Source organism: Kosakonia oryziphila (genome assembly GCF_900094795.1).
In the GTDB taxonomy this organism is placed as follows: Bacteria; Pseudomonadota; Gammaproteobacteria; order Enterobacterales; family Enterobacteriaceae; genus Kosakonia; species Kosakonia oryziphila.
This window is the reverse complement of the sequence record NZ_FMBC01000007.1, coordinates 24,699-42,168: the sequence shown is the minus strand read 5'-3', so window position 1 is coordinate 42,168 and position 17,470 is coordinate 24,699. Positions and strand designations below refer to the sequence as shown.

The following is a 17,470-nucleotide window of genomic DNA, read 5'->3' as shown; positions in this document are numbered from 1 at the left end:
TGCCTCCGTCAGCTAACATAAATAGCCTTTATCGCTTGCGGGCTCCGGACATACTTTCAAATACCCCGTCGCGTAGTATTAACGCGTGTAATAAGGCGGCGGCCAGATGCAGCATCACCGTAATAAATAGCGCTAACGCCACCAAGACCCAATGAACCCGGGCGCGTTGGATGACGGTAACGCCTACGGCATGGGGAGCGCCTGGCAGATACTCCGCCAGGCGAGAAGATTACTTAATCACAACATTGTCTTTCCAGCGGGAATCATTTATATCGCCCCAGCCAGCGGCGTGCGGGTAATACGCTGATCGCTGTTAATGACTTTGGGGCCGCGCAGCAGAATATTTTCGCCCTCCAGTGCCTCGACAACCGCATCGTCGCTTAGCGTTACCTGGTGCTCGACCAGCACATTTCCACGAATGCACGCGTTGCCCTGAACCACAACTTTTTCGTCGAGTTGAAGCGGGCCACCGCTCAGATGCGCATTGCCGCCAACCAACACATGGTGTTTGAGCACACAATTGCCTTCCACCACGGCGTTTTCCGCCACCTGAGAGCTGTAACGTAACGTCGGGATGTCATCGTCCCCGGTGCCAGCGATCACTCTGGCGTTACCGTAAACTTTGGCACAGTCGCACACCCAGACATCGTTCAGGTCATTCCCTTCAAGCAGGGCAAAATCGAAAATTTCTGCCCGATGTTCAATAAAGGCGTAATTGACGATAGCATCGCCATAGATCTGCGCCTGATGCACCACGCGCGAGTGGGTAACGGTGGCCCGGTCATAAATTTGCAGGATTTGCTCGCATTCTGGCGTTAACCCTTTAGCGGCAAAGATATTGCAACCGTGCAGAATACGCGCATCGCCGCGTAAACGGCACTCACCGCGCACCGTCGATAGCTGAACAGTGACGTTGTCACTTAATTCGGCGCCGTGGCTGATTTCACAGCCATCCACCCAGGCGTTATCTTTGATCACCACGTCATGGCAGATAACGCAGGGCTGTGTGATCCGCGCGTTGCCAATGATGCGGCTGCCGAGAAAAACCATGCTGTTTTCAGCATAAATCCAGCAGTTTCCTTGTTGATCGACGACGTTCTCTTCATCGTTCCAGCCGCCATAACCGCCAGCTTTGACGTCATTAAAATCACGCAGCGCGATAATCTGGCGCAGCGCAACCGTTTTTTTCTCGCCGCCAATCTGATAACTAAAAGTGCGCGACTCATCACTGAGACGATATTTATTCATGCTACGTATCTCCCGTCAGCCTGAGTTAAACGTAGCAAATTTTCTGCCGCTGGCTATCGGCGGATGAAATTTATAAAATGCATGCTAAATGCACATTAAAGGTACTGACTGACCATGACAAATCGCCCTGAAAATTACTTTACGGAAAAATATGCGCTGACCGCGACACACTCGGAAGTGCTGAACGCCCTGAAATACATCCAGCCGGGAAAAGCGCTGGATCTGGGCTGCGGCAATGGCCGCAATAGCCTGTGGCTGGCAAGCCAGGGTTTTGAGGTTACCGCCTGGGATAAAAACCCGAACAGTCTTAACAACCTGAAAGCGATTCGCGATGCCGAAGGGCTGGAAAACCTGCATATTGATGCGGCGGATTTAAACACCCTGCAATTCGACGGTGAATACGATTTTATTCTCTCTACCGTGGTGCTGATGTTCCTCGAAGCGCAAACCATTCCTGGTCTTATCAATAACATGCAATGTTGCACTAAAGCCGGGGGATATAACCTGATTGTAGCGGCGATGGATACGGCGGATTTCCCGTGTACGGTCGGGTTCCCGTTTGCCTTTAAAGAGAGTGAACTGCGCAAATACTACACAGGTTGGGAGATGCTGAAATACAACGAAGAGGTCGGCGAACTGCACCGCACCGACGCCAATGGTAACCGCATTAAACTGCGCTTCGCCACGATGCTGGCGCGCAAACCTGCCTGAACCCGTCTTACTGCGGGCAGCAGCTGCCCGCACTTGCTGGTTTTTTAGCGGTGTCACACTCACTGTTCGCCGTTTTAGGGTTTTAACAGCCGCTTAGTAGCGAGCATCACCGGGTTGCTGGCGCGTTAGCGCGCTGCCAGCAGGCAGAGTTGCAACGCCACGTTATACGAGGCTTCAAACGATTTCAGTGGCAGAAATTCAAAGCGCGAATGGAAGTTATGCGCACCGGTAAAGAAGTTCGGCGTCAGCAACCCCTTGGCTGAGAGCGCTGCGCCATCGGTACCACCACGCATCGGCGTCGGTTTCGGCGTAATGCCAAGCGATGTCATCGCTTCAAACATCAAATCGATCGCCCGACGATCGTCGCCGATAGCATTACTGATATTGCTGTAGGTATCGCTGATGCTGTATTCCACTTTGGCGGTGGGATATTGGGCAGCGATTTTGGCGGCAACATCGGCGATTTGCTGCTTACGGCGGGCAAAACTGTCACTGTCAAAATCACGGATACTGGCGCTCAAATCGGCATGTCCCTGTAGTGCATTGATACCGTTAAACCAGACATAACCTTCGCGGCCAGCGGTGTGTTCCGGCGTTTGTTGTCGGTCAAAATGGCTGATGTAATCCATTGCCATCAGCAGCGGGTTAACCAGTACGCCTTTTGCTGACATCGGGTGTGCGGTCACCCCGGTAAAGCGGATCTGCGCGCTGGCGGCGTTAAAGTTCTCATAGACGATCTCGCCCAGTTCGCAACAGTCGATGGTCCAGGCAAAATCAACGTCAAAACGGGTTAAATCCAGCGCTTTCGCCCCACGCAGCCCAACTTCTTCATCCGGCACAAAGGCCACCACAATATCGCCGTGGCGATGTTCGGCGGTGAGGTTTTCCAGCAGCGTCATGACGACGGTTACCGCCGCTTTGTTATCCGCGCCGAGCACGCTGGTGCCATCGCTGAAAATAATCTCTTCATTGGCATAAGCCAGAATCTCCGGGTGTTCCGCCACACGCAGCCAGATATCTTCGCGAGCATTCAGGCAGAGATCTTCTCCTTGAAAACGCAGGATCTGCGGATGAACATGCGGCGACAAACCGACATCAACGGTATCAATATGGGTAATAAAACCGATGCGCGGCGCGCCCGGAACATTGCCTTTTTTCACGGCGGTCACTGTCGCATGATCATCAATCACGATCTCATCCAGCCCCAGTGTTTTCAGCTCATTCGCCAACTCACGTGCCATATCAAACTGCCCGACAGTGGTCGGCAGTGTTGTCGCCGCGGGATCGCTCTGGCTGGTGATAGCGAGGTAACGAAAGAAGCGATGAGTTAATTGACTGGTGAGCGACGACGACATAGCGATTCCTTCTTTATTTGAATTATCAGGTGATTGCAAATTCACTTTAATGTTATTTATGAAAGGGCAAACAACAAGCATTTAAAAGAAAACAACAGGAAAAACTATGATTAGCAAACCGACAACACTTGCTCTGGTAGTGGCTTCGCTTGTAGTCAGTTCTTCTGTCACCGCTAAGACCCTGGTCTATTGTTCAGAGGGATCGCCAGAGAACTTCAACCCGCAACTTTACACCTCCGGCACCAGTGTGGATGCCAGCGCCGTACCGATTTACAATCGGCTGGTGGATTTTAAAGTTGGCACCACCGAGTTGCAGCCGAGCCTTGCGGAAAGCTGGGACGTGAGCGAAGACGGTAAGGTTTATACCTTCCACCTGCGCAAAGGAGTGAAGTTTCAAAGCAATAAATACTTCACGCCGACACGCGATTTTAATGCCGACGATGTGATCTTCTCGTTTATGCGGCAAAAAGATGCTAATAACCCGTACCACAATGTCTCAAACGGTACCTATTCCAACTTTGAAAGCCTGGAATTCGGTTCGTTGATCACCGCTATCGATAAACTCGACGACCATACCGTGCGCTTTACGCTGGCACATCCGGAAGCGCCGTTTGTCGCCGATCTGGGGTGGTATTTTGCCTCGATACTTTCCGCTGAATATGCCGACGCGATGCTGAAAGCTGGCACGCCGGAACGGGTAGATATGGATCCGATCGGCACCGGGCCGTACCGTCTGGCGCAGTACCAGAAAGATTCGCGCATTCTGTTTACCGCGTTTGATAATTACTGGCAGGGCAAAGCGAAAATCGACCGCCTGGTGTTCAGCATCACCCCGGATGCCTCAGTACGTGTGGCAAAACTGGAGAAAAACGAGTGTCAGGTGATGCCGTTCCCCAATCCGGCGGATCTGCCGCGTCTGAAAGAGAATAAAGATATCACCCTGTTGAGTAAGGCCGGGCTGAACACCGGTTTCCTCGCCTTCAACACGCAAAAAGCGCCGCTGGATAATGTTAAAGTACGCCAGGCGCTGGCGATGGCCATTAATAAACCGGCCATTATTCAGGCGGTATTCCAGGGCACTGGCACGGCGGCGAAAAATCTGCTGCCACCGGGGGTGTGGAGTGCCGACAGCGAGCTGAAAGATTACGATTACGACCCGGAAAAAGCGAAAGCGCTGCTGAAAGAGGCCGGGCTACCGGCGGGTACCACCATCGATTTGTGGGCGATGCCGGTTCAGCGTCCCTATAATCCGAACGCCAAACGCATGGCGGAGATGATTCAGGCAGACTGGGCGAAAGTGGGCGTGCAGGCGAAAATCGTCACCTATGAGTGGGGAGAATACCTGAAACGCGTGAAGGGCGGCGAACATCAGGCGGCGCTGATGGGCTGGACGACGGCTACCGGCGATCCGGATAACTTCTTCGGTCCGCTGTTTACCTGTACCTCGGCCAATGGCGGCTCTAACTCGGCGAAATGGTGCTACAAACCGTTTGATAACCTGATCGCTGAAGCGAAAGCCACCACCGATCACGAGAAACGCGCGGCGCTTTACAAACAGGCGCAGCAAATGATGCACGACCAAATGCCTGCTGTGATGATTGCCCACTCAACGATTTTCGAACCGGTACGCAAAGAGGTGCAGGGCTATGAAATCGATCCATTTGGCAAACATATTTTCTGGCAGGTGGATGTGAAAAAATAACCTTTTGCCGCCTGGCTTACTCAGGCGGCAATAAGTAAATTACACAGAAATTGCCTTAAAATTTTTAGGAATTTTCGAGGGTGGGGTCAACACATTCAAAACAACTCTGCTTTACCGACGCCTTTATTATAAAACTTAGAGTGGGTTATGTTGGGGATAGTTATAGTGAGTGTCCGGATTATGGCAATTGTGTAAAATTTGACTATCGAATGGAAGGGTATGGCGCTGTACGATGTGTTAAAAACGGCCATTATTTTAGGTTATCTCGTGACCAGGTGCTCAAGCCTAAAAGAAACAGGGATTTTTCTATTGGTTGGGGAGGGAATTAAAGGAAATTGCCTGGATAATATTGTGATGAAGAACTTCTCCGGTACGCTGAAATCGGGATGTTTTTATCTGAACCAGTTCAGTTATGTTAACGAACCAAGGAAAAGGAAAGCGCTAGAGGACTATATCCATTACTACAACAACGAGCGGATAAACCTGAAATTGAAAGGCCTGAATCCGGTAGGATACCGAACCCAAGCCCTGAAAGGTGCTCAACATGAACTGCCCAACTTTATTGAGTCAGTCCATAACAGCTGTGGCCCTTTCATGATCTATCACCAAGGGAAAAGACCTGGGTTGTTAGGGTCAATGCACCCGGCTCCAGGAATATAAATACCATCTCCAGGACAATTGCCATCTTTATATTGAGCATTCGATGAAGTAGTGGCAGCATGTGACAAAGTTGATACGCCAAAAGATAGGGATGCGCTGAGTATTAGTAACTTTAATAATTTCATATTTTTTCCTGAAGGTTAAATAATTAAAATCAAGAAAATAATTATTACCATCATTAGCATAAACGAAAGCTAAACAGCCATATATTTTGCCAGCCTGTGGACGCTGTCGCAATTAGCGACTTTTTTGAATATAGCGGCTCAATGTTAAATGCTCGGGATTCGATCCGCAGGTTTTCCGCCAGGTTTACCACGTAATGTGAGCCGGGAGCATTTTTCATTTGCAGTTAATGTGAGCCGAAATTGGTGATGATTGCGAGTCGGAGGGATTTCGATTATGCACCGCTACAGTCAGGGATACTGAGGCCATTCTTTTCTCTTTATTTGTCGTTATTCCCTCGCCAAACAGAAAATCACAGGCATTGTAGTGAATAAATTCAGCACGAATAATAGATTATCTTCGGTAGGCAATTTTTTGATCTCGCGCAGTTTTTTGCCCTGCCGTACTGTGAATGCATTTGCTATAACTTAATTGCAATCGTGCACTCACAGGGAATTTCTTATGCGTAATCATGCGTTAGTTAGCGTTGCCTTATTGACCGGTCTGCTGGCGTTATCAGGTTGCGCTTCAAAAGTGACCGCGCCGGAAAAATACTCCGGTTTTTTGAAAGATTATTCAGGCTTGCAGGAAACCACCTCCGCAACCGGCAAACCGGTATTGCGCTGGGTGGCACCGGGATTCGACCTGGCAAAATATGACAGCATTGTTTATCACCCGGTAACGTATTATCCGGCTGCCAAAGCCACCAGCCAGGTAAATCAGCAGGTACTGGATGGTGTGCTCAGTTACACCAACAGCAAACTAAAAGCCGCCGCCGCAGCGCGCAAACCGCTGGTCACCTCGCCGGGGCCGCACAGCCTGATCTTCCGCGGTGCGATTACCGGTGTTGACGCCAGCAAACAGGGATTGCAGTTCTATGAAGTGATCCCGGTTGCCTTGGTAGTTGCCGGTACGCAGATGGCAACTGGCCACCGTACCATGAATACGAATCTCTACTTTGAAGGCGAGCTAATTGACGCCCAAACCAATGCGCCGGTACTGAAGGTGGTGCGCAAAGGCGAGGGCAAAGATGTGAGCAATGAAAAGGCGCAGGTCACCGTCGCTTCCCTGAAACAGGTGATTGACGATATGGCGACCGACGCCACGATGTTTGATATCAGCAAGCGTTAGCTTTCCGTCGCCATCCGCGTCCGCCCGGCCAGTTTTCCGGGCGGGCAAACATCACCAGATTGCCGGTAAGGATCAGCAGTAAGCCGGCAATCGCATTCAGATGCCAGACATAACCCTCATAAAAGGTCGAAATGCTCAGCGCAACCAGCGGAAACAGCAAGGTGCTGTATGCCGCCTTGCTCGGACCAATTCGGCCAACCAGCGTAAAATATGCGCCAAAGCCGATCACCGAACCGAACAGCGCCAGATAGACCAGCGCGCCGAGGTAACTTGCCGTCCACTGCGGTGTAAAATCGTCGCCGCGCAGCAGACCAATGACTCCCATGATCAGCGTACCATACAGCATCGCCCAGCTATTGGTGGTCAGGGTTTCCAGCCCTTTACGTTGATGGCGCAGACTTATCATATTGCCAAACGAAAAACCCAGCGTCCCCAGCATCGACAGACCAATACCCAGCAGCAGCGTGCTGCTCCAGCCGCTGGTGACCAGATCTTGCCAAAACAGCGTCACAATACCGGTCAGCCCTAGCGCCGCAGCAACAAAGAAGCGCGCTGGCGGTTTTTGCCCGAAGAACAGGTAACTGTTGACGGCATTAAACAGTACCGCCATTGAAAAGATCACCGATTCCAGCCCGGTGTTAATCCACGTGGTGGCGGTATAAAAACACCAGAAGTTAAAGCCGAAGACACAACTGCCTTGCAGCAGACAAAACAGGTGATCGCGCAGCGGTAAACCACGCAGTTTGCGCCGGACCAGCAGTATCAGCATGATTGCCGCCGTTGCCAGCGCAAAACGCCAGAAAATCGACACTGGCGCTGCCACCGGGCCTTGTTGCAGAAAAATAGCAATCCACGTCGTTCCCCAAATAATTACCACCAGACCGTACAGCAATGCGTTCATAGTTATTTCCGATACGAAAAACGAATCCTGAGTGTGGCAAAACGCGGGCAGGGACGATTGCAGGAGATTGCGCCGGACTTGCATATTCTTGCGTTTTTCTTTGCACAACGCTGGAATCCGGCTTCAGCTATTCATAGACTGGGATTCTGGTTGAACAATGATGATGTCCGCGAATGCCTGACCACTACGAAGCCTTTGAAAACCTGAGCAAACACAACGCCGTATTGCACAATTCGGTGGCGCTTAACTCTGGCATTCAATTAGCAGTCTGGTCGAACAAACGCGACAACATTACGCAGTACTGCAATCACCATACGCTGAGCCTGTACGTGGCCGATGGCTATGAGAGTTACCACAAAACCGCGTATGGCTGGAAAAACGGCGGCGGGCCGGATCGTTTTTGTCTGATGCCGAAAGAGAGCGAATCGGTGTGGGACATTCGCGATGATTTGACCTTCGTCCACCTTTACTGTACCGATGAGCATCTGCGGGACGTCGGTGAACGGGTCTGGGATCGCAGCCCGGCCGCGTTCACCCTTGATGAGAAAACCTTCTCGCAGGATGCGCGCATCACCGCACTTTATCGCCAGTTTCTGCTGGATTGCGACTGGCAGCAAAATGCCAACCAGCTTACTTTGAGTACTGCTTCGACACTGCTGCTGACGCATCTTGTGCAGCACTACAGCAATGTGCAGTGGCAATTGCCCGTGGTGAACGGCGGTCTGGCCCCGGCGGCGCTGCGTAATGTGCTGGATTATATCGAAGCGCATCTTGCACAGGCGTTGTTACTGTCGGATCTGGCGGCGCAGGTTGCGCTCAGTGAATATCACTTTGCTCGCATGTTTCGCCAGTCGATGGGCGTTGCGCCGCACCAGTTTGTGATGCAGCGCCGGATGGTACGGGCGAACGATTTGTTGCTCAACAGCGCACTTCCTCTGACCGATATCGCCCTGGCCTGCGGTTTTAGTTCCGCCAGCCACTTCAGCAACCGTTTTAAAGCGGCGAAAGGGCTGACACCGTCACAGCTACGCGCGACGCGCCAGCGTTAATGTGCCGTAGCAGATACCGCCAGCCACTAATCCCCAGAATGCCGAACTAATGCCCAGCAGCGTGACGCCGCTGGCGGTCACCAGGAAGGTGACAACTGCGGCATCGCGATCCGTTTCCTTAACCAGCGCCTGATGAAGGCTACCGCTGATAGTACCCAGTAGCGCCAGCCCGGCGAGCGTCTGGATCCAGCTCAATGGCAGGGCGGCCAGCAAACCGGTGATCGAGCCGCCAAATATTCCCGCCAATAGATAAAACAGGCCAGCCGCTGCCGCGGCCACCCAGCGTTTGCTGGCGTCCGGGTGCGCATCCGGGCTTTGGCAAATGGCGGCCGTAATTGCTGCGATACAGATCGAATAGACACCAAACGGCGACAACAGCAGCGCCAGCGCGCCGGTAAAAATAATCAGCGGTGAAACCGGAATGGGGTAACCGGACGCCTGCATTGTGGCGAAGCCGGGGGCATTTTGTGACGCCATCGTCACCAGAAAAAAGGGAATGCCGATGCTGATAAGCGATGCCCAGTGAAATTCCGGCGCGGTGTAAACCGGAGAGACGACAGAAAATGTTACTCTTTCCGTGACAACGTCACCATGTATAACGGCGACCAGCGCACCAATAAGTAAAGTTGCAACAATAGCATAGCGCGGGGCGAGGGCTTTACAGACCAGCCAGGCCAGTAGCATACTGCCGCACAATGCAAAATGGTTCTCAATATTAGTGAAGATCTGTAAACCAAAACGCAGCAGAATACCGGCCAGCATCGCGGCCGCCAGCGTGTGCGGAATGATTTTCATCAGCCGGGCGAATAACCCAGTGACGCCGCACAGCACGATGAGCGCGTTGGCAAAGACAAAAATACCGACCGCTTCACCGGGTGTTGCGCCTTGCAGGCTGGTCGCCAGCAGCGCCGCGCCGGGGGTAGACCATGCAGTGAGCACCGGCATGCGATACCAGAGCGTCAGCGCCAGCGTGCTGATGCCCATGCCGAAGCCAAGTGCGGTCATCCATCCGGCGATTTGCGCAGGGCTCGCGCCAGCAGCGGAGGCCGCCTGCCAGATAATGGCGGCAGAACTGGCGTAACCAACCAGCACGGCGACGAAGCCCGCAAGAATGCTGGTAAACGGCAGTGAAGACGTTGTGGAAAGTGTTGCAGGGCGCATTGGTACTCCTTGTGCGTTATAGCATCCAGATAATTTAGCATTGTGCGTTATAGCGCACAAGTAAGCAGGAGGAATAATGGATCTCACCGTTTATCTGGCAACCATGCTGAAAAGCCTGCGTCAGGGCCGCGGCTGGAGCCTTTCCCGGTTGGCAGAGGAGACGGGCGTTTCCAAAGCGATGCTCGGGCAGATAGAACGTAACGAGTCCAGCCCGACCGTGTCGACGTTATGGAAAATCGCCACCGGCCTGAATGTCCCTTTTTCCACCTTTATCGCTCCGCCTGAAGAGGAAAGGCCGCAGGCCTACGATCCGCAGCAGCAGGCGATGGTGATCACGCCGATTTTTCCGTGGGATGAAAAACTGCACTTTGATCTCTTCTCTGTTAATCTCGCGCCTGGTGCTATCAGCGAGTCCACGCCACACGAAGCTGGGGTTATAGAGCATGTGATTGTGATTAGCGGTGTGCTGGATATGTGCACTGGCGGGCAGTGGCGAACCATTGTGGCGGGCAGCGGCCTGCGTTTTGCCGGGGATGAAGCGCACGCCTACCGCAACAGCACCGCACAAACGACGCATTTCCACTCGCTTATCCATTACCCAAAAGAAAAAGCCGCAGGCAAGCCTGCGGCAAAAACGACGACGATTAACGAATCAGATAACCCAAAATAATTCGTGGTACAGGAGAGCTAATGCCTCTGTAACCTGAAGTATGCCGGGTTAACAACATGACGAGGAATGTCCGGGTCACTACCTTACTGTTAAGCAAAACGCAGCGGAAATAGCAATTTCGACATTGCATTACCATCTGGCGCAAATTCCCCTTGTGGCAGGTGGTGAAACGCCCCGGTTGTGACTACAATAGCCGCCATTTTGTACATAATGGATAACGACGATTGTATGCGCCTGCAACCCCATCATCTTGAACTGTTAAGCCCGGCCCGCGATGCCGCCATTGCCCGTGAGGCTATCCTGCACGGTGCGGATGCCGTCTACATCGGCGGGCCGGGTTTTGGCGCTCGCCACAATGCCGGTAATAGCTTGCAGGATATCGCCGAACTGGTGCCGTTCGCCCATCGCTACGGCGCGAAAGTGTTTATTACTCTGAACACCATTCTTCATGATGACGAACTGGAACCGGCGCGGCGCCTGATAGGCGATCTCTACCAGGTGGGTGTTGATGCGCTGATTGTGCAGGACATGGGTATTCTGGAGCTGGATATTCCGCCGATTGAGTTGCACGCCAGCACCCAGTGCGATATCCGCAGTGTGGAAAAAGCCAAATTCCTTTCCGATGTGGGTTTCAGCCAGATCGTTCTGGCGCGCGAACTCAACCTTGAGCAGATCCGCGCTATTCACAACGCGACGGATGCCACCATTGAGTTCTTTATTCACGGTGCGTTATGTGTCGCGTATTCCGGGCAGTGCAATATTTCCCATGCGCAAACCGGGCGCAGCGCCAACCGTGGCGACTGCTCGCAGGCCTGTCGTCTGCCGTACACCCTGAAAGATGATCAGGGACGCGTGGTGGCCTATGAAAAACACCTGTTGTCGATGAAAGATAATGACCAGACCGCCAACCTGGCGGCGCTGATCGACGCGGGCGTGCGCTCCTTCAAGATTGAAGGGCGTTACAAAGATATGAGTTATGTGAAGAACATCACCTCGCATTACCGCCAGATGCTTGATGCGATCATTGAAGATCGCGGCGACCTCGCGCGCGCCTCCGCCGGGCGTACCGAGCACTTTTTTATTCCCTCGACGGATAAAACGTTCCATCGCGGCAGCACCGATTACTTTGTTAATGCCCGCAAAGGTGATATCGGTGCCTTTGATTCACCGAAATTTATCGGCCTGCCGGTAGGTGAAGTGCTGAAAGTAGGCAAAGATCATCTCGATATCGACGTCACCGAGCCGCTGGCGAACGGTGATGGTTTGAACGTACTGGTGAAACGTGAAGTGGTCGGTTTTCGTGTCAACGTGGCGGAGAAAACTGCTGAAAACCGTTATCGCGTTTTCCCGAATGAAATGCCGGAGGTGCTGAAAACCCTGCGTCCGCATCACCCACTGAACCGCAACCTCGATCATAACTGGCAGCAGGCGTTGCTGAAAACTTCCAGCGAGCGGCGGATCGCGGTGGATATTGAGCTGGGCGGCTGGCAGGAACAACTGGTGTTAACGCTGACCAGCGAAGATGGTGTCTCGGTGACACATACGCTGGAAGAGCAATTCGATGAAGCCAATAATGCGCAAAAAGCGCTGGATAACCTGAAAGATGGCCTAATGAAGCTGGGGCAAACCCGCTACTACGCCAGAGAGGTTCAGGTAAATCTGCCAGGCGCGCTGTTTGTGCCTAACAGCCAGCTAAACCAGTTACGCCGTGAAGCGGTGGAGATGCTGGAAGAGGCGCGTCTGGCCAGCTACCAGCGTGGTAGCCGTAAAGCGGTAGCCACACCGCCTCCGGTCTACCCGGAAACGCATCTTTCATTCCTGGCTAACGTTTATAACCATAAAGCGCGTGAATTTTATCATCGCTATGGTGTACAGCTGATCGATGCTGCTTTTGAAGCGCATGAAGAGAAGGGGGACGTACCGGTAATGATCACCAAGCACTGCCTGCGTTTTGCCTTCAACCTGTGCCCGAAACAGGCGAAAGGCAATATCAAAAGCTGGCGCGCCACGCCGATGCAACTGGTGCACGGTGATGAAGTGCTGACGCTAAAATTTGACTGCCGTCCGTGCGAAATGCACGTCATCGGGAAAATTAAAAACCACATCCTGAAGATGCCGCTCTCCGGCAGTGTGGTGGCATCCATCAGCCCGGATGATTTGCTGAAGACGTTACCGAAAAACAGATAGCAAGACGGGTGGCTAAGCCACCCGTTTCTTTTAGCGGTTATTTTCCGGCAGTGGCGGTTTCTTGGCGTGATCGCTTTGGTGCTTGTCGTCATGTTTTTCATCATGACGCGGCGCTTTATCACCCTTGTGTTTTGGCGGCGGCACTTCACGCGACGGCTTCTTATCACCTTTATGGTGTTCTCCGGTCGGGTATTGATCCTGCGGTACTGGAGCACGGTTGTCAGCGAATACCATTGAAGAGAAGCTCACGGCCAGAATGGCAGACATTAGTGCAATCTTTTTCATATTACGTCCTTACACGCGCTATTGCGTGGCGCTGATTTCACGCCCAAAAAGTGAAGATTTTATGGAGCCGTTAACCTTCTTTAATATACCTGGAAGATGGCGGCAGATAGCGCCAGTAGGGCGGTGAACCGAAACTCGCCAGTAAGAAATCGATTAGCACGCGGGTGTTGAGCGACGGGTATTTCCCGCCAGGGTAGAGCAAATAAATCGATTGCGCTTCGGCGGAATAAGTTGGCGAAAATTCTGGCAGCAAATCTACCAGTTCACCACGGTTCAGCATCTCGCCTACCTGCCAGTCCGGGTAAAGCAGTATCCCTGCGTCATTTATTGCCGCCTGGAGTAACAATTCGCCATTGTCAGAAACAATTTTTGCCTGCGGGAAAAACTGATATTGCTGTTCGCCCTTGTGAAAGCGCCAACGTTGCAATCCCGTTTTTCCGCGATAAGCCAGTAACTGATGATGCTGTAGTGCTTCCGGTGATTCCGGCCGCCCGTGACGGCGAAGGTAGGAGGGCGTTGCCACCAGGTGACAGCGCTGGCTGGCGATCAAACGGCCATGCAGTTCTGAATCTTTCAGCGAGGCGATGCGCAGCAGCAGATCCGTGCCGTCGGCGAACGGATCGATATAGTCATCATTCAGGTTCAGCTCGATGTACAGCGCCGGGTAACGCGCACTCAGTTCGCTGATGCGCGGCCCGATATGCCGTAAACCGAAGGAGGTTGGGGCGTTAATGCGAATGCGACCGCCGGGTTCGTTGCGTCGTTCGCCCACCTGCGTTTGCGCATCGGCAAGCTGCTGGAGCATGACGCGAAAGGCTTCGGCATAGATATGACCGGCATCGGTGGTGGTCACCGCGCGGGTGTTGCGATACAGCAGTTGCGTTTCCAGCGCCTGTTCCAGTTGCTGAACAACGCGGGAAAGCGACGAGGCGGCAAGCCCTTCGTTACGCGCCACTTCTGACAAGTTCCCTTCGCGCACAATGGCGAGAAACAGGTGCATCGAACGGGCGCTAATCTGGTTGAGTGATTTCATCTTTGCGTGATCCGCAATGGTCCATAGCGCATTGTAGTGTTTTTACGCACAGGATTCATCGCTAAGCTACGCGAACAATAATCACCGGAGAGTATGATGAATAACCCTGTTTTAGCATTCGATGAAACCGTCCGTTCGCGTTCTTCCGTCCGTGCGTTTTTACCTACACCGCTCAGCGATGAGCAGATCCGAGCGGTTTTGCAGGATGCGCAATACTCACCGTCGAACTGCAACACGCAGCCGTGGCATGTGCATGTGGTTTCCGGCGAGACCAAAGCTCGGCTGGCAAAAATGATGACAGTTAACGACCTGGAAGGGCGACAGACACCGGATTTCACTTTTTCTTATGAAGATTTCCACGGTGACTATATTGAACGTGCGTACGAACAGGCAAGGCTTTACTACGAGGCCATTGGCATTGACCGTGACGACAAGGTGCGCCGCAAAGAGGCCTACCTGCGTAACTACCAGTTCTTCAATGCGCCGCACGCTGCGTTTCTGTTTATGCCGTCCTTTGGCGATAACATCCGCGTCGCATCGGACATTGGCATGTATGCGCAAAGTTTTCTGCTCTCTCTGACTGCGCGCGGTTTTGCCGGTATTCCGCAAACTATGCTTGGTTTTCACGCCGATATGATCCGCAACGAGTTGGGTGTTTCCGACGAATACCGGCTGCTGTTTGGTATCTCGTTTGGCTATGCCGATACAAGCGCCGCTGCCGCCAATACCCGCATGCCGCGCGTACCGGTGGAAAACAGTGTGGTGATGCACGGGTAAGATATGCTGGCCGGGGCAGGCCGAACGCTGGCACGGTTCAAGCTCCAGGCCAGATAGATCAGCGCTGCCATTTGTTTCAATAATGGCTATAGCCCAACTTATTTGTAGGCCGGATAAGGCAACGCCGCCATCCAGCAATCAACGCGCAAGTCGCCGCTGCACTGCCGACAAAGTGCGACGGCGTATTCAGCCGCTCACCAGGCGAATCACTGCCCAGTAACACGCCAGTCGCCGCTTCACCATTGTGGTCGGAAAATGAATAAAATTTTCAGTGCGCAAACATGAACCAAAACGTCCAGCGCCCCCTCATTTGCTGGACGTCGATTCAGATTCTTATAGGAATAAGAAAAATTTAGAGCCTGGCCCATTAGACTATTTTATTTGCCATTTTGGTCCAGGGCAGTGCTCACACAACATGTTATGGCATTTTGAACGCCGCTTGCGGCGGCCCTTAGGGCGAGCGAAGCGAGTAATCCTCACGTACTGCGTGTACGCTCCGGTTGTTATGCGCTGTCCGTGCCCAAACTGGCTGCAACAATAAACGCTTACTGGGCCAGGCTCTTATAATTTATATATATTATTAATGAAGGCTCAGAATTATTTGAAACCGCCTTTGACCAATGTTCCTGTCTCATCATGAGTCCAGGTAATGGCGCCTGGACAAGCAGCCGAACCTCTCGATAAAGTAGAAATGGTTCCCTGTAATTTGCCATTGTTTCCGGTTGGCGGAAGGAATTTTACTTCATATAGAGGTATCATTTCTGAAGCTACTGAATAATACCATAAACTGCCGTTTACCATCTTTAGTGTTTTTAGTAGGCTGAATACCTGTATAGCCAATACCACCGCCTCCGGTGAAACCAAACTGGTTAGCAAAATAAAACTCATCGACTGGGGCTGCTGCATTGATTGTTATACCAAAAGTAATTTGATTTATTGGTTCTGAAGATTTTATCTTCCAGTTCATACTGGGAGTTGCAGCAACACAGAAACCAGCGAAACCGAGCAGACCAGTAGCAATAATGCTTTGTTTAAAAAAACTCATAAAAACTCCTTAATTGAGTGTATAAAACTTCCTGTATAACAAAAAGATATTAGCACAACTTGCTTTCCAGGCAATGCCAATAACATACTGATAAGACTATGAAAATACACTATAGAATGTATGTGCCATTAATATGGTAAGTTTAACAGAAAAAACATCAATAACAATTCGGTGATGATATTTTGCTTCATCACCAGACAGTATCTTTTTATCAAAATAATCATCATCAAGCCCTGCATTATAGAAGTTATAGGTGATTCCTCAAGGGCCATGATTGCAATATATATCACTGGCATGAATGAATCGTCCATAACGAGAAACAAGTACCTTCTCCCACTTCGCTTTTAGCTCATTCATGATGAACATATTGTTGTTACTGAATGCATGTGCCGTAAAATATCTCTATTTTTTAATTACATTGAACTCATTACTATGTTTACAGCAGCATTAACCTTAAACACCATAGCAAGGACATAATCAATTGCATACAGAAAAGGTAAAGTCTGTGAGTGATTATGTCTGTTCCTCACTCACAGCGGACTTATATTAGTCACTCCCTGACTTTTTATCGTCCAGAACATCTATATGAGGTTTCATATATTTTCTTCATTTTCTGAGAGGTGCTTCCCAGTAATTCCCGTTGCGGCCTATCTCTCCTCATCGTATCTTGTTGCCGCACCTGCAAACACAGGTGTCGGGGTTAGCCTCCTGATAAAACTTAGTGACGGTACAAGCCTAATTTTGTACTGTACAGCCTGCTATATCTCAATGGTGGGCTGGACGGGGGCGCTGCAAAGCGCGCCGGTTTCACTAAGGCCGGTAAGGCTAACTTCGTTCAGTCCGCCACCCGCGAGATTAGCCTCTCCGGTGGCGAAGTTAAAAACACACTTAGTGAGGCTGCCTTATGGCTACAACCCCCAACCACATTCATTCTCTGTTAGCACTGCCTTTTTCCTGTTCAACCGATTTCACTGAGCTGGCCGACAACTGCGAGCGCTTTGCCGAAGTGCTGGTTGAAACCCATGAACCAGCGGAAAAACTGGCGCTTTGCGGCAAACTCGGTTCCTGCCTTAATTTATTACACACGACGTTACATGAGCCAATCCCCGCGCATTTAACTGAATCACTGACCGTCGAGTTTTTACCTTATATTCCGGAGTTCGCACCGGAAAGCGATGCGCTGTGCCGTTATTGTGAAGAGCTAACGCGGTTGCTGATTAATGGTTCGCTGTCCGCTGATCAGTCCCGCGTGATAGGGGATTTATTGCTGGATTTGGTGATGTTTTTTGCTGAGCGCCTGAAAGCGCCGCGCTGGATAAAAACCGGGCAGGGCGTTATAGCGCTGGACGTGCTGAATTAAATCCTGGCGAGGATGAAAAAAAAGAGTTTGCTG

The 17,470-nt window shown here is 51.6% G+C and carries 15 protein-coding genes and 2 pseudogenes; 9 read left to right on the top strand and 8 right to left on the bottom strand.

All coding sequences use genetic code 11. From position 1 onward, the window contains the following. Positions 1-28: 28 nt before the first annotated feature. Together GA0061070_RS25450 and ydcK are read right to left on the bottom strand one after the other, a co-directional pair. Positions 29-145, bottom strand: a pseudogene (locus GA0061070_RS25450) (cytochrome b); the annotation flags it as partial. A 122-nt stretch (positions 146-267) separates the two neighbouring features. Next, a complete protein-coding gene (gene ydcK, locus GA0061070_RS04930) occupies positions 268-1,248 on the bottom strand; it encodes a YdcK family protein (RefSeq protein WP_090134172.1) in 981 nt (326 codons plus the stop codon). A 114-nt stretch (positions 1,249-1,362) separates the two neighbouring features. Here ydcK and tehB point away from each other — a divergent pair, with 114 nt between their 5' ends. Next, the gene (tehB, locus tag GA0061070_RS04925) at positions 1,363-1,959 is read left to right on the top strand and encodes a tellurite resistance methyltransferase TehB (RefSeq protein ID WP_090134169.1); all 597 of its coding nucleotides are present in this window, start codon (positions 1,363-1,365) and stop codon (positions 1,957-1,959) included. A 125-nt stretch (positions 1,960-2,084) separates the two neighbouring features. On the opposite strand, the gene pepT is transcribed toward tehB, so the two are convergent. Next, the gene (gene pepT, locus GA0061070_RS04920) at positions 2,085-3,314 is read right to left on the bottom strand and encodes a peptidase T (protein ID WP_090134167.1); all 1,230 of its coding nucleotides are present in this window, start codon (positions 3,312-3,314) and stop codon (positions 2,085-2,087) included. A 106-nt stretch (positions 3,315-3,420) separates the two neighbouring features. Here pepT and GA0061070_RS04915 point away from each other — a divergent pair, with 106 nt between their 5' ends. The 3 genes and pseudogenes from GA0061070_RS04915 to GA0061070_RS04905 all read left to right on the top strand — a co-directional run bounded on the left by GA0061070_RS04915 (position 3,421) and on the right by GA0061070_RS04905 (position 6,969). Next, positions 3,421-5,016 (top strand): ABC transporter substrate-binding protein, encoded by a 1,596-nt coding sequence (locus tag GA0061070_RS04915; RefSeq protein WP_090134165.1) that lies wholly within the window; start codon positions 3,421-3,423, stop codon positions 5,014-5,016. A gap of 327 nt (positions 5,017-5,343) precedes the next feature. Continuing rightward, positions 5,344-5,541 (top strand): annotated as a pseudogene (locus tag GA0061070_RS04910) (IS3 family transposase); the annotation flags it as partial. 759 nt (positions 5,542-6,300) lie between these two features. Next, positions 6,301-6,969, top strand: coding sequence for a DUF3313 domain-containing protein (locus GA0061070_RS04905; protein ID WP_090134163.1), 669 nt, complete (start codon positions 6,301-6,303; stop codon positions 6,967-6,969). Here the strand turns inward: GA0061070_RS04905 and GA0061070_RS04900 are convergent. After that, complete coding sequence (locus tag GA0061070_RS04900; RefSeq protein WP_090134161.1) at positions 6,956-7,870, bottom strand: DMT family transporter; 915 nt, start codon at positions 7,868-7,870, stop codon at positions 6,956-6,958. The genes GA0061070_RS04905 and GA0061070_RS04900 overlap by 14 nt on opposite strands. Before the next feature lie 173 nt (positions 7,871-8,043). Between GA0061070_RS04900 and GA0061070_RS04895 the strand changes: the two genes are divergently transcribed. Next, a complete protein-coding gene (locus tag GA0061070_RS04895; RefSeq protein WP_090134159.1) occupies positions 8,044-8,919 on the top strand; it encodes a helix-turn-helix domain-containing protein in 876 nt (291 codons plus the stop codon). Here GA0061070_RS04895 and GA0061070_RS04890 read toward each other — a convergent pair. Further along, a complete protein-coding gene (locus tag GA0061070_RS04890; protein ID WP_090134157.1) occupies positions 8,896-10,080 on the bottom strand; it encodes a benzoate/H(+) symporter BenE family transporter in 1,185 nt (394 codons plus the stop codon). The genes GA0061070_RS04895 and GA0061070_RS04890 overlap by 24 nt on opposite strands. Before the next feature lie 76 nt (positions 10,081-10,156). On the opposite strand from GA0061070_RS04890, the gene GA0061070_RS04885 reads away from it, so the two are divergent. Next, a complete protein-coding gene (locus tag GA0061070_RS04885; protein WP_090134155.1) occupies positions 10,157-10,750 on the top strand; it encodes a helix-turn-helix domain-containing protein in 594 nt (197 codons plus the stop codon). A 228-nt stretch (positions 10,751-10,978) separates the two neighbouring features. Then, a complete protein-coding gene (locus GA0061070_RS04880) occupies positions 10,979-12,937 on the top strand; it encodes a peptidase U32 family protein (protein ID WP_090134285.1) in 1,959 nt (652 codons plus the stop codon). A 30-nt stretch (positions 12,938-12,967) separates the two neighbouring features. Here the strand turns inward: GA0061070_RS04880 and GA0061070_RS04875 are convergent, their stop codons facing one another. Continuing rightward, positions 12,968-13,222 (bottom strand): hypothetical protein, encoded by a 255-nt coding sequence (locus tag GA0061070_RS04875; RefSeq protein ID WP_090134153.1) that lies wholly within the window; start codon positions 13,220-13,222, stop codon positions 12,968-12,970. A gap of 70 nt (positions 13,223-13,292) precedes the next feature. Then, complete coding sequence (locus GA0061070_RS04870; protein WP_090134151.1) at positions 13,293-14,255, bottom strand: LysR family transcriptional regulator; 963 nt, start codon at positions 14,253-14,255, stop codon at positions 13,293-13,295. A 96-nt stretch (positions 14,256-14,351) separates the two neighbouring features. On the opposite strand from GA0061070_RS04870, the gene GA0061070_RS04865 reads away from it, so the two are divergent. Further along, a complete protein-coding gene (locus GA0061070_RS04865) occupies positions 14,352-15,032 on the top strand; it encodes a nitroreductase (protein WP_090134150.1) in 681 nt (226 codons plus the stop codon). A gap of 742 nt (positions 15,033-15,774) precedes the next feature. On the opposite strand, the gene GA0061070_RS04855 is transcribed toward GA0061070_RS04865, so the two are convergent. Next, complete coding sequence (locus GA0061070_RS04855) at positions 15,775-16,077, bottom strand: hypothetical protein (protein ID WP_090134148.1); 303 nt, start codon at positions 16,075-16,077, stop codon at positions 15,775-15,777. 904 nt (positions 16,078-16,981) lie between these two features. On the opposite strand from GA0061070_RS04855, the gene GA0061070_RS04845 reads away from it, so the two are divergent. After that, complete coding sequence (locus GA0061070_RS04845; protein WP_090134145.1) at positions 16,982-17,437, top strand: hypothetical protein; 456 nt, start codon at positions 16,982-16,984, stop codon at positions 17,435-17,437. Positions 17,438-17,470: the final 33 nt, after the last annotated feature.

Bases quoted from the DNA above. Each gene is read 5' to 3' on its own strand.
- GA0061070_RS04905 (WP_090134163.1), top strand. From the start codon at position 6,301: ATGCGTAATCATGCGTTAGTTAGCGTTGCCTTATTGACCGGTCTGCTG.
- GA0061070_RS04900 (WP_090134161.1), bottom strand. From the start codon at position 7,870: ATGAACGCATTGCTGTACGGTCTGGTGGTAATTATTTGGGGAACGACG.
- ydcK (WP_090134172.1), bottom strand. From the start codon at position 1,248: ATGAATAAATATCGTCTCAGTGATGAGTCGCGCACTTTTAGTTATCAG.
- GA0061070_RS04875 (WP_090134153.1), bottom strand. From the start codon at position 13,222: ATGAAAAAGATTGCACTAATGTCTGCCATTCTGGCCGTGAGCTTCTCT.
- GA0061070_RS04870 (WP_090134151.1), bottom strand. From the start codon at position 14,255: ATGAAATCACTCAACCAGATTAGCGCCCGTTCGATGCACCTGTTTCTC.
- GA0061070_RS04890 (WP_090134157.1), bottom strand. From the start codon at position 10,080: ATGCGCCCTGCAACACTTTCCACAACGTCTTCACTGCCGTTTACCAGC.
- tehB (WP_090134169.1), top strand. From the start codon at position 1,363: ATGACAAATCGCCCTGAAAATTACTTTACGGAAAAATATGCGCTGACC.
- GA0061070_RS04880 (WP_090134285.1), top strand. From the start codon at position 10,979: ATGCGCCTGCAACCCCATCATCTTGAACTGTTAAGCCCGGCCCGCGAT.
- GA0061070_RS04855 (WP_090134148.1), bottom strand. From the start codon at position 16,077: ATGAGTTTTTTTAAACAAAGCATTATTGCTACTGGTCTGCTCGGTTTC.
- GA0061070_RS04915 (WP_090134165.1), top strand. From the start codon at position 3,421: ATGATTAGCAAACCGACAACACTTGCTCTGGTAGTGGCTTCGCTTGTA.
- pepT (WP_090134167.1), bottom strand. From the start codon at position 3,314: ATGTCGTCGTCGCTCACCAGTCAATTAACTCATCGCTTCTTTCGTTAC.
- GA0061070_RS04845 (WP_090134145.1), top strand. From the start codon at position 16,982: ATGGCTACAACCCCCAACCACATTCATTCTCTGTTAGCACTGCCTTTT.
- GA0061070_RS04865 (WP_090134150.1), top strand. From the start codon at position 14,352: ATGAATAACCCTGTTTTAGCATTCGATGAAACCGTCCGTTCGCGTTCT.
- GA0061070_RS04895 (WP_090134159.1), top strand. From the start codon at position 8,044: ATGCCTGACCACTACGAAGCCTTTGAAAACCTGAGCAAACACAACGCC.
- GA0061070_RS04885 (WP_090134155.1), top strand. From the start codon at position 10,157: ATGGATCTCACCGTTTATCTGGCAACCATGCTGAAAAGCCTGCGTCAG.